Source organism: Candidatus Methanoperedens nitratireducens (assembly GCF_900196725.1).
Lineage (GTDB): Archaea > Halobacteriota > Methanosarcinia > Methanosarcinales > Methanoperedenaceae > Methanoperedens > Methanoperedens nitroreducens_A.
On record NZ_FZMP01000171.1, the window covers coordinates 1 to 10,190 of the forward strand.

9 protein-coding genes and 3 pseudogenes are annotated in these 10,190 nt (G+C 44.6%); 7 read left to right on the top strand and 5 right to left on the bottom strand.

Features of this window, described 5'->3' with window-relative positions:
- Positions 1-192: 192 nt before the first annotated feature.
- The 3 genes and pseudogenes from MNV_RS10695 to MNV_RS10705 form a co-directional block, all read left to right on the top strand.
- Positions 193-1,383, top strand: a pseudogene (locus MNV_RS10695) (DUF7289 family protein); the annotation flags it as partial.
- 70 nt (positions 1,384-1,453) lie between these two features.
- On the top strand, positions 1,454-3,175 hold the full coding sequence (locus tag MNV_RS10700; protein ID WP_096205933.1) for a tetratricopeptide repeat protein: 1,722 nt from the start codon (positions 1,454-1,456) through the stop codon (positions 3,173-3,175).
- 143 nt (positions 3,176-3,318) lie between these two features.
- The gene (locus tag MNV_RS10705) at positions 3,319-4,116 is read left to right on the top strand and encodes an RAD55 family ATPase (protein WP_096205935.1); all 798 of its coding nucleotides are present in this window, start codon (positions 3,319-3,321) and stop codon (positions 4,114-4,116) included.
- Here MNV_RS10705 and MNV_RS10710 read toward each other — a convergent pair.
- The 4 genes from MNV_RS10710 to MNV_RS10720 all read right to left on the bottom strand — a co-directional run bounded on the left by MNV_RS10710 (position 4,097) and on the right by MNV_RS10720 (position 7,274).
- Positions 4,097-4,717, bottom strand: coding sequence for a hypothetical protein (locus MNV_RS10710; RefSeq protein ID WP_096205936.1), 621 nt, complete (start codon positions 4,715-4,717; stop codon positions 4,097-4,099). The two genes, MNV_RS10705 and MNV_RS10710, sit on opposite strands and share 20 nt — an antisense overlap.
- Entirely contained in the window at positions 4,689-5,912 is a 1,224-nt protein-coding gene (locus MNV_RS10715; RefSeq protein ID WP_096205943.1) for a phosphoglycerate kinase, read from the bottom strand. Before MNV_RS10715 ends, MNV_RS10710 begins: the two co-directional genes overlap by 29 nt.
- A 189-nt stretch (positions 5,913-6,101) precedes the next feature.
- Complete coding sequence (locus MNV_RS19660; protein ID WP_179293935.1) at positions 6,102-6,242, bottom strand: hypothetical protein; 141 nt, start codon at positions 6,240-6,242, stop codon at positions 6,102-6,104.
- 141 nt (positions 6,243-6,383) lie between these two features.
- Positions 6,384-7,274, bottom strand: coding sequence for a TatD family hydrolase (locus MNV_RS10720; protein ID WP_306453639.1), 891 nt, complete (start codon positions 7,272-7,274; stop codon positions 6,384-6,386).
- Positions 7,275-7,684: 410 nt separating this feature from the next.
- Between MNV_RS10720 and MNV_RS10725 the strand changes: the two genes are divergently transcribed.
- On the top strand, positions 7,685-7,951 hold the full coding sequence (locus MNV_RS10725; protein ID WP_096205940.1) for a hypothetical protein: 267 nt from the start codon (positions 7,685-7,687) through the stop codon (positions 7,949-7,951).
- 170 nt (positions 7,952-8,121) lie between these two features.
- On the opposite strand, the pseudogene MNV_RS10730 reads toward MNV_RS10725, so the two are convergent.
- A pseudogene (locus tag MNV_RS10730) lies at positions 8,122-8,687 on the bottom strand (TATA-box-binding protein).
- Between the two features lie 178 nt (positions 8,688-8,865).
- Here MNV_RS10730 and MNV_RS10735 point away from each other — a divergent pair.
- The 3 genes and pseudogenes from MNV_RS10735 to MNV_RS20755 form a co-directional block, all read left to right on the top strand.
- A complete protein-coding gene (locus MNV_RS10735; protein ID WP_096205945.1) occupies positions 8,866-9,453 on the top strand; it encodes a 50S ribosomal protein L15e in 588 nt (195 codons plus the stop codon).
- Positions 9,453-9,875 carry an RNA-binding domain-containing protein gene (locus tag MNV_RS10740; protein ID WP_096205941.1) on the top strand — a complete coding sequence of 141 codons (423 nt, stop codon included), beginning with the start codon at positions 9,453-9,455 and terminating at the stop codon, positions 9,873-9,875. Before MNV_RS10735 ends, MNV_RS10740 begins: the two co-directional genes overlap by 1 nt.
- Positions 9,876-10,018: 143 nt before the next feature.
- Positions 10,019-10,190 (top strand): annotated as a pseudogene (locus tag MNV_RS20755) (ISH3-like element ISMba14 family transposase); the annotation flags it as partial.

A 10,190-nucleotide genomic window follows, 5' to 3' on the forward strand; every position in this document is an offset into this window, starting at 1 on the left:
GGTAAGTAAAGTAAGTATCGAACTTTCTTAAAAAGGAAAAAATGAACTACAAAATGTCCATATGAGTACAAAAGATGGGCTCCGTTCATTAGTGTCGTTGCAATGCTTCAATAGATGTAATGAACTGATATAAGGAATTTATTAAGAGAATATAACTCTATTTATGCGACTTAGCTTAATGTAAATCTTGGTGGAGGCATTCTTACAGTTGTGCCCAATAGTACGGGCAGAGAGAGTTATATCATTATAAAGAGCGCAAATAATACCTTTAACATTACAATCCCTATGGGAAAGCTGGAATACACTCTTGGGGACAGGATAGTTGGCTACGAAGGGGGAGGCATCTGGTCAAAATATCCCTCAGGAGGCTCTGTCATGTTATCTCCACCGGAGTTTCATTACGACGGCAGGACGCTGACGCTTCCCGTACCAACTATAACCGGAAATGCCAGTATCTCAGGGAAAGGGGCGGCGGCAGTTACCTTCACAAAAAATTCAGCGCTGGTATTGTTCCCAAATACCACCATAGATACCAACAGGACAAACCCTCTAAACTACAGTATCAGCGGAAAGGTTTATGTGAACATTACAAGCGACTTTTATGATGCATGGGCTGAATACGCAAGAACTCTGCTATACACAAATGTCACAATAGACCCGACAAACCGTACAACAAGCCTGGAACTGATGGTCGTTCCTTCAAATTTCGGAGGAAGTAACCCGGTACCCAATCCGATTAATATCAGGGGACTCCCGACTGATAGTGATACACCACTTGATAAGTGGAGCTTCAGGATAGCATTTCAAGATCAAGATAAACCCCCATGGAATATAAATTGGGATATTCGAGGAGAATCTGGAAGCAAGACAATGATATTTTACTTAAAAGGGACAGGTTTGAAGGTCGGGGATAAAGTTGATCTTGAAGTGGGCTATAAGGATAGCAGTATTTCCGCGGATGGTGAGACGTGGGAGGGAGATGATTTGTTTACTGTACAGGATGGGGGATACGTAGATGTGGATTTACTGAATAAAAGCGTTAACTTAACATACGAATCTGAAAATGTTGGCGCAGATAATGCTAATAGATGCCAGCCATTCGGGATGAAGATCAATGGCATTGCCAACCCTGATTATTCGTGGGACAATCTTAATATAACGGATTCTAATGCGAATAAGACACAGCCCCTCTATAATATAACCCAGCATTATATCCTGGGACTTACGAATGGTGATACCATTTCGTTAAGTCAGTGCACTCCTTCAAATGCGGGCAATCAGGGACCTTCTGCCAACTCCACCATGATTCTTGGCTACAATGCCACAGGCGCCCTCACATTTCTTCAAATCTCGGAATACAATGTCAGGGTGGACTTAAGATGACATGCAAATAAGTATTAAATACCAGAACATCATTATAATCATAAGAGACTGAAATAAGGTACGTTATCATATGATACTCGGTAAAAAGAAGACCGTGCCAGATATTTCACAGAAAAATGCGGATTTATCAAAGGGCAACGGGTCAGGAGATGCCCATGAAAATAAGCAGGAAGATGCCACAATGTGGGGCAATAAAGGCAATTCCCTGGTCGAGAGCAGTATGTATGATGATGCTATCAAGTGTTACGATAAAGCCCTTGAGATAAATCCCGGTTCAATGGAGGCATGGAACAACAAGGGTCTTGCGCTGGCAAGGACAGGACGGCTGGCAGAGGCTGTACATTGCTATGACAAAGCTCTTGAGATCAAAGCCGGCGATAGCGAGGTCATGTACAACAAGGGCATTTCACTGGCACTTCTCGGGAAATCGAAAGAGGCTATCGAGTGCTATGATAAGCTGCTGGCGGAAAATCCCGGGGATGCTGACGCCTGGTGCAGCAAAGGCGACGTGCTTTTTGAGAGCGACAGGCATGAAGAAGCTCTTGATGCATATAATAAATCAATAGAGATCAATCCAAAGGACGAGGTAACATGGAATAACAGGGGAATGACCCTTGTAAAGCTCAATCGTTTTGCCGAGGGAATAGAATCTTACGATAAGGCGCTTGAAATAAACCCCAAAATCGAAAAGATATGGAGCAACAAAGGGCTTGCTATCGCAAAAATGGAGGAGAGCAAGGATAAAGTCGATCTGCAAAAACTTGCAGTCGCCCTGCCGCGGGAAGATAAAATACCCCGGGTTAGTATGCAGCCTGCAGGACAGCCGGATACGGAGCCGGCCAAACAGGAAAATGACCCTTTAAATAACCAGATGACAGAAGGGGAGGTTAATATGGCTCAGGTTATCGAAGCGCCTCTTTCAGGACACACAGACATTATACCAGGTATGCAGAGCCCCATGCATGAGATGCCGGTTGATAAAGCTGCTTCTGCAACCGGAACACCTCCGCAGGGTCAAATACAGCAGACTTCTAACCAGGCGTCTGAAGAGGTTAAAACAGCTCCCGCCGATGAGACACATGTTTCGGGGCAGGTAGACATCCAGACAGATATATTATGCACAAAACCCGAATCCACAGGTAAAGAGGAACTTATTATAAATAATGCATCCAATATTGAAAAATGCCTGGTTTCTGTACCTGTTGATGCATATATAGTAAATCCATTTATTAGCAAGCCTGCTTCAGACCATGCCGCTACTAAAGCAGATGATGAAGGTACCTATTCACAACCGGAAGATAAAACCGCTCCAGCCGTGGATACCGATATTTTAAAGCTGGTGGAGATAGACTGCAAACACAGGTCAAATCCAGTGACTGATAAGGCCCTTGAGCCTGAAAAGGTCAAAAGGTCAGAAGAACACCTGGTTATGGGAAATACACTGTATTCGCAGGGAAAATATGAGGATGCAATAGAATGCTTTAATAAATCGCTGCAAATACATCTTGGAAATAATACCGCATGGAATAACAAGGGGCTGGCACTCAGCAAAACAGGAAAGTTCGATGAAGCCATCAGGTGCTATGATAAAGCACTTGTGATCAGTCCGAAGGATTACGTAGTTCTGAACAATAAGGGCAGCGCTCTTTATAAAAATGGGGAGATTCAGAGAGCAATGCAGTGTTATAAAGATGCCCTTGAGTTGAACCCGGGCAGCAAGACCGCAAAACGCGGCGTTAATATCTGTATAGAATCCCTAAACAAACCGGATAGGAGAAATAAAGCAAAATAAAGCTATTTAATAGCTAAAAATAATATACAAATTGATTTTAAGCCATATACTCCGGATTTGGGCGAAACTAATCTTTTCATAATCATCATTGTAATGAATAGCTTTATTATTGAGAAATTATAACTGTGTTTGGAGGGCATATAATGGCAGACGAAAAAAAAGCCACTTTAGTTCAGATGACTGCGCCACAGCAAACTAAAGTAGCTACTGCTCCTGATATAAAAATAGCCGTCCCGGAGCAGGTGAACAGAAGCACTGCGATATCCATACTTGACCGTACTCTTGGGGGTGGACTGCCCTCAGGCTCTGTTGTTTATATTTTCGCCGATGCCAAATCCATGGCAGAAGTATTTTTATACCAGTTCACGCAGGCCCGTAAAACCTATTATTTCACGGCTGAAAGGCACCCTAAATACGTAATGAATGATATCAAGAATTATGGTTTTAAGCCGGACAATATTACGTTCGTTGATATCTACAGTGCATATTATATAACAGCCCAGGGAGAAATGGTCGATAATATAGGCAATGAGTTCGTGGATGCCAAGATCGTTGAATTCACGGAGTCCAACTTGAAAAAAATAACCGCGGAAGGTAGCGCGGATATAAACCTTATTTTCGATTCGTTCTCTTTTTACCTGAACCTGAACGTAAACCCGGGTGCGATCAAGCGGCTTATGAATGTTGTCTATGAAGCCACAAAAAAATTGAACTGCCTGTCATTTTTATATGGTCTCAAGGATACCCACGAGAGGAATCTTGAAAATGAGATCTTAAAATCCTGCGATGTCATATTTGAGGTCGATATCGAAAAAAACTCAGAAAAGATTTCCAGCCTGCTGTCAATACCCAAGTTGAGAGGCAGGGTCCCGTCTTCAGAAATGTTAAAGTTCAAGGTTGGAGAAGGAATCCAGATAGATACTACAAAAGATATCGCTTGATACTATTTACAGGTCGCAAGCGTGGGATACGTATCATATTGCCGTAGACGGCACCATATTTGCGCCTGAGCTCTGAGTACTTATAATTTAAAAATATATTTAATTCAGGATTGGCAGTTGAGTCCAGGTATTCTCTTGTGTAGATATTAATCAGTTCATCATATTTCTTTCTGGAATTCCCGTGGGCGTAGTTCTTACCGTCAAAGCGCCTTATATCCCCGTTAAATAATGGGGATATGTGATGCAGTTCATGCAGTACTGTAGCAACTTTATTTTCAAGCTTCCCAAAGTTAAGGTACCGTGGTAAAAGAAAATACAGCACATATAAAATGTTATTTCCGTTAATATTGATTTCAGGGACAGCGTACTCGCCCCCCCGGATCATCCTGGTTTTTGAACCTTCATCGAACCTGAGGGGGCGCAGCTTTGCGACCACACCATGGCTGCTGCCATTGGAAGGCGATACCACGACAAGTATGTTCTCAGGTTTAATATGACCAAAATAGGGATGGGTTTTAACAATGTCTTCCACAAGCAGTGTCATATTGCCGGTAAAATCAAAACCTGCTGTGTTATTTTTGTCTGAATCTCCTGGCAGCATCTTTTAAAGCCTCAATTCCCGGCAGCTTTTCTCCCGCCAGGAAATCAATACATGCACCGCCCCCTGTACTTACGTGGGAAAATTTACCGGAAACACCGAGCTGTTCAGCCGCGGCAGCAATATGCCCTCCCCCGACGACCGAGAACCCTGACATTGTCCCTGCTTTTATGAGTTCATATGTTCCAAGCGCAAAAGCGTCCTTTTCAAATACACCGGCAGGACCGTTCATTACGACTGTCTTCGCATTGCTTATTTCCTGGGAGAATTTTACCATCGTCTCTATCCCGATGTCGTGGATAGGCAGATCCGTATTCAGCCCGGGTACTTTTTCTTCCATGCGCTCATCATTTTTGTTCAATGCGACATCCACAGGCAGCCCTATATTCTTCTTAAAGCGCGCAAGCAGCTCACGGGCGATATCTATCTGGTCAAGATAACCCTGTTTTTCAATAAAGCCCATATTTGCGTTTCCTATACTCACGCCTGCGGCTGCAAGGAATACATTAGCGACAACGCCTGTGACGAGCACCCTGTCCGCGCATCCCCGCTCAAGCACGTTTTTCGTAACCTTGATCGAATCATCTACTTTTGCGCCTCCAAGCACGTATACACACGGGCGCTCATTGCATGATAATCCCCTGGAGAGTGAGTCTATTTCTTTTTCCATTACCCTTCCCGCGATGCTCGGCAATACCTCTGTGAAGCCCGTTACCGAAAGATGTGACCTGTGGGAAACGGAGAAGGCATCGTTCATAAAAACATCGCAAAGAGGCGCAAGGCGCTTTACCATGTGGGTCCTGGCATGTTCTTTTGGTGCGCGCTCAAGCGATTCTTCCGAATAAAAGCGGGAGTTCTCAAGCAATATGATATCGCCCTGCCGCATTTTCTTGATGGATTCGATGGCATGTGTGCCGAATATGTCATCAATATAATCTATGTTCCTGCGCATTAATTTTGATAATAGCTTCGAGTGCGGTTCCATCGCGGTAAAATCGCTTTTTCCAGGACGGCTCTGGTGGGACAAAATAACTACCTTCGCCTCGTCAAGTTCTTTAAGGGTCACGAGATGGCTCCTGAAACGTGAATCATCAAGGATGGTCCCGTTAGGGTCCATTGGCGAATTAAGGTCAAGTCTGCATAAAACCGTCTTGCCTCGAAGGTTTATGTCATCAACCGTTAAGTAGTCCCGCTTCATATAATCTGGGTTTAATTCTAAGAAGATAGCTATAAACATAGCGATTAATTTATGGGAATTGTGCCCATCTCCTGCACTTTTTTATTATTGTTCTGACGCAAGAGCCGGGCACGATAAACCCACTCCTATCCTATTTTATAAGCTTAATTCAGGGGCAGCCTCATGATTTGTTGTGATTTTTTACTTTCCTTAAGGATTATCAGAAGGTTCAAAAATTGGCGCGTTGCGGACTGTTGTAAAACCATTATATATAATATAAAGCTTTTCTATTTCTTTGCCCTTGAAACCCGCTTTTAGCAGTACCACCCGCTCCTGCGATGTTTCTAACATAAAGTCCTCCTATGAGCATACTTTTATTCCACCCGTTTTTTTCCAATGGTCTATAAATACACAAGCTGGTTAATAAATATTGCGATATTGTTCCCGGAAATGGCTGCTCCCCCGATGCGTGCTGAAATTAGCGTTATAAGTTTAAACATCAATTTCTATGCCATAAACCCTTTCCGGGTTCTCTTTGTGTATTTTCCAAAAAACATCTTCGCCCCACTCCGGTATCAGTTGTTTTGTCCTTTTCGGGACTGTCTTAGGTCCAAGCACCGAGCCCGGTCTCTTCAGATCATCGATGTAATCCGTTTCCATCATAAAGCGCGTTCCTTCGCCAAGGGCTTTCTGTATCGCATCTTCCCCTGCCAGTACGCTTGGGAAAATGCCGGTTCCCTCGCATACTTTGACCATTGGCGGCGAAAAATGCTTGACGACCTTTTCGGGCGCCAGTCCCGCATCCCCGGCAATTCCAGCAATCTCCGCCAGCCCGCCTTCAGTGGCGCTTTCGGTATGCAGTTGCACGGCGCAGCCCGCATCCTTTGCAAGCGTAAAACTGAGGCGCATTATATCATTGGAAGCATCCCACAGTTTTGGCTCAACCTCATAGTGCGGGCGCCCTGATTTTAACCCTATTGCAAGACCCTTCTCTACATATTCGCGCGCCACCTCAAGCCCTCCTTTCATTATTTCCACGGCGCGCGCAAGTCCGACTCTCCCGTAGTATCTGGTCAGCTCTGCGGGATGCACGCCCAGAACCACGAATACCTTTACTTTCTCCGCTTCCTCAGCGCGCCGCGCTATTTTCAGGACTTTGTCGAACACTTTTCTGTAATCATCCGGCGCGTTTATCTCAATATCAAGAGACCAGGGCGGCAGCGAGACCAGCATGATATGCGTTCCCCCGGCGCGCGCGAATTCGCGGACGGCATCGAGGCACCTGCCGGAGGGGTTCAGGTGCATGTGGTTGTCGAGGATGGGGGGGGTTGAGGTGGTCATGGATTCGCTTTCCTGGTCATCCGCGCCGCCTCCCCAGCGCACGCTTCAAGCTCCCCGCGCTCGATGCAGGGCGCGAGTTTTTGAAGGAATTCCTCGACTTTATTATCTTCTGGCATTAATTATGCACCCCAGCGTTTTTTCTTTGCACATCCATTTCTTGAAAATCTTGTATTATTACCCTGAGATTTTGTTATACTGATTTCTGTTATATTTATCGTTATAATATTTATATTGTTAGGGATGCTAATCAAACTCACCGCAAAGAACACAAAGGGCGCAAAGATTTATTGAGCCTCTGCTTTGCGTTCTTTGCGGTGTATATTTTAAAATCCCATGAAATCACTATAAAACGAAGTACACATTTGGACAAATAAAGTATATCTGCTAAGAAGTCATATATATTAATGTATACACTGACTAGTGTATCCAAAATAAACAGAGTGGAGGAGAACATGACAAAATATGTAGTAGAATCATCGCACACTCCCGAAGAGTGTACGAAGGCACTTGATGAAATGCTTGAGAAAGGGGAAGACGTACTTAAACAATTCGCTTTCGCCTGCGAATCTGGAGAACATACAGGCTGGGCGTATGTTGATGCGGACAGTAAAAAAGAAGCTTTGGGAATAGTGCCAGAACCTTTACAAAATAAAGCACGTGCCCATGAGGTTAGAATATATAGTCCGGAAGAAATAAGAGCGGCGCACGAAGAAGCATAGCTTTTAACAATTTTTTTATTTTTTAAAAATTAGAACATGTTATTTTATAGAAACAACCGACTTATACGAACTCAATACAAGTTTCATCGAGTTCGTATGAGTTCGTCTTGAGTTCGTTGTTAATCTTTAATAGTATTTTGACACAGCAATACTAAAGATAAAAATCAGGGCTACAGCAGCCCCAACCCGTCAAGCTCTTCAACGATCTTCTCAACCGCAGCTTCGGCATCCTCAGGTTTCTTCCCGCCCGTAACAACAAGCTTCCCTGAGCCGAACAGCAGCATAACGACCTTCGGATTGGATAACCGATACACTAATCCGGGGAACTGCTCAGGCTCATATTCGATATTCTCAAGCCCGAGACCGATCGCTATAGCATTCAGGTTCAGCACAGTACCGAGATCGGCAGATGCTACGATGTTCTGTATCGTTATTTCAGGCTTGCTTGGTATCTTGATACCCGTGGCTTTTAATTTCTCAAAACCTTGGTAAGACCGCTGCTCACGTCCTCGATACTCTTTGCCCCTGTACAAACGATTTTACCGCTCCCGAAAATAAGCGCCGCGGTCTTTGGCGACGTAGTCCTGTACACCACTCCCGGGAACCTCTCTTTATTATAATCCGCTCCTTCAAGAATGCTGATAACCTCGTTAAGATCAAGTTTGGTTCCTATCCCTGTGGATGCAACCACGTTTTCAATTTTTATAGATTTTTTTGCTTCTTCAGACTTTGTCATAGTCATCACCTTTTATATAGGGTATTTAAAGCTTTAAATACGTTGGGGTAAAAAATTCTGATTGTAACCTGGGATATCTTTAATTACAATGAAATGGTTTAAGCCTCTCAAGCGGCGGGAGAATATCCCGCAGGGATGTGGCCCGGCAGGGCTGAACCGTAAAACGCAGGTGAATACGATGAAATCAATGTACGCATACATAAGAGATGCATGGAAAAAACCGGATGAGTCCTATGTGGACGAGCTCATGTGGAGCAGAAGACAGGAGTGGAGGCGCGAGCCTTCAGTAGTAAGAGTGGAGCACCCGACAAGGCTTGACCGCGCAAGGGCGATGGGCTATAAAGCCAAGCAGGGAATCATTGTAGCGCGCGTCAAAGTAAGGCGCGGCGGAAGGCGAAAGTCAAGATGGCAGCGCGGGAGAAGGACAAAACATATGGGGGTTAACAAGATAACGCCCGGCAAGAGCATACAGAGCATTGCAGAAGAGCGGGCGGCGCGCAGATACCCGAATATGCAGGTGCTGAACAGCTACTGGGTCGGCGAGGATGGCAAGCACAAATGGTATGAGACCATACTCGTGGACACAAGCCACCCGGTGATCAAGGGCGATAAGAACCTCAAATGGATTACTAATAATACCCAGAAAGGGCGTGTATTCAGGGGTAAGACAAGCGCTGGCAGGAAAGGCAGGGGTCAGAGGCATAAAGGCATTGGAACAGAAAAGACAAGACCGAGCCTGCGTGCGCATAATAACACAGGCAAGTGATGGGTAGTATACACCATATAACGCTCAGGGCGATTGCACAGGCGACAGAAGATATAGACAGGGTGAAAGCTGCCCTGTCGCTTTTCATTTTTGGCGGGGAGATAGAGGCTGTAACTACGGAAGGGCATTATGGGAATCCTATCACGCTCCTTCAGGCGCAAATTAAAGGGAAGGATTGCGACCGATTCATAGAACTGTTAAAATCCAGGCTTTCGGAGCCTGAGCTTGAGAGATTAAAGAACGAGCTTGACGAAAGGATCGATGATGAGTGTTATCTCCATATCAGGTTCGATAAGCAGGCTGCTTATAAAGGTATGGCGCAGCTGGCTGCGACAACAGATACGATAGCAGCCGGGATAAAGCTCAAGGTGTATCCTGCCAGGCGCGAGAAGGCGATAAAAATCGCTGAAGAGATTTTTTAAAATACCGGAAAGTTCGTCCTGGTTCGAGCATAAATAACAGTACTTCCGAATAGCTCTACTTCCGAGTGAATGAAATATCAGCACATCTATTTTAAAGTGAATCATCCTCAGATGATGTTTTTAAGCGGTTGATATTTGAGGTCATGATCATGAATATACAACCTCTTGATATAATGGCCATGACCTCAGAGTTATTGAGTAAAACAAACATAATAAAATTACCTGAAGGTACAACGTATAGTTTCAAGACACACTGAATGTGATTCTGCACGCAGCCACATCAGTTACCAACTCGTTAGAATCAGCAAGCATAGA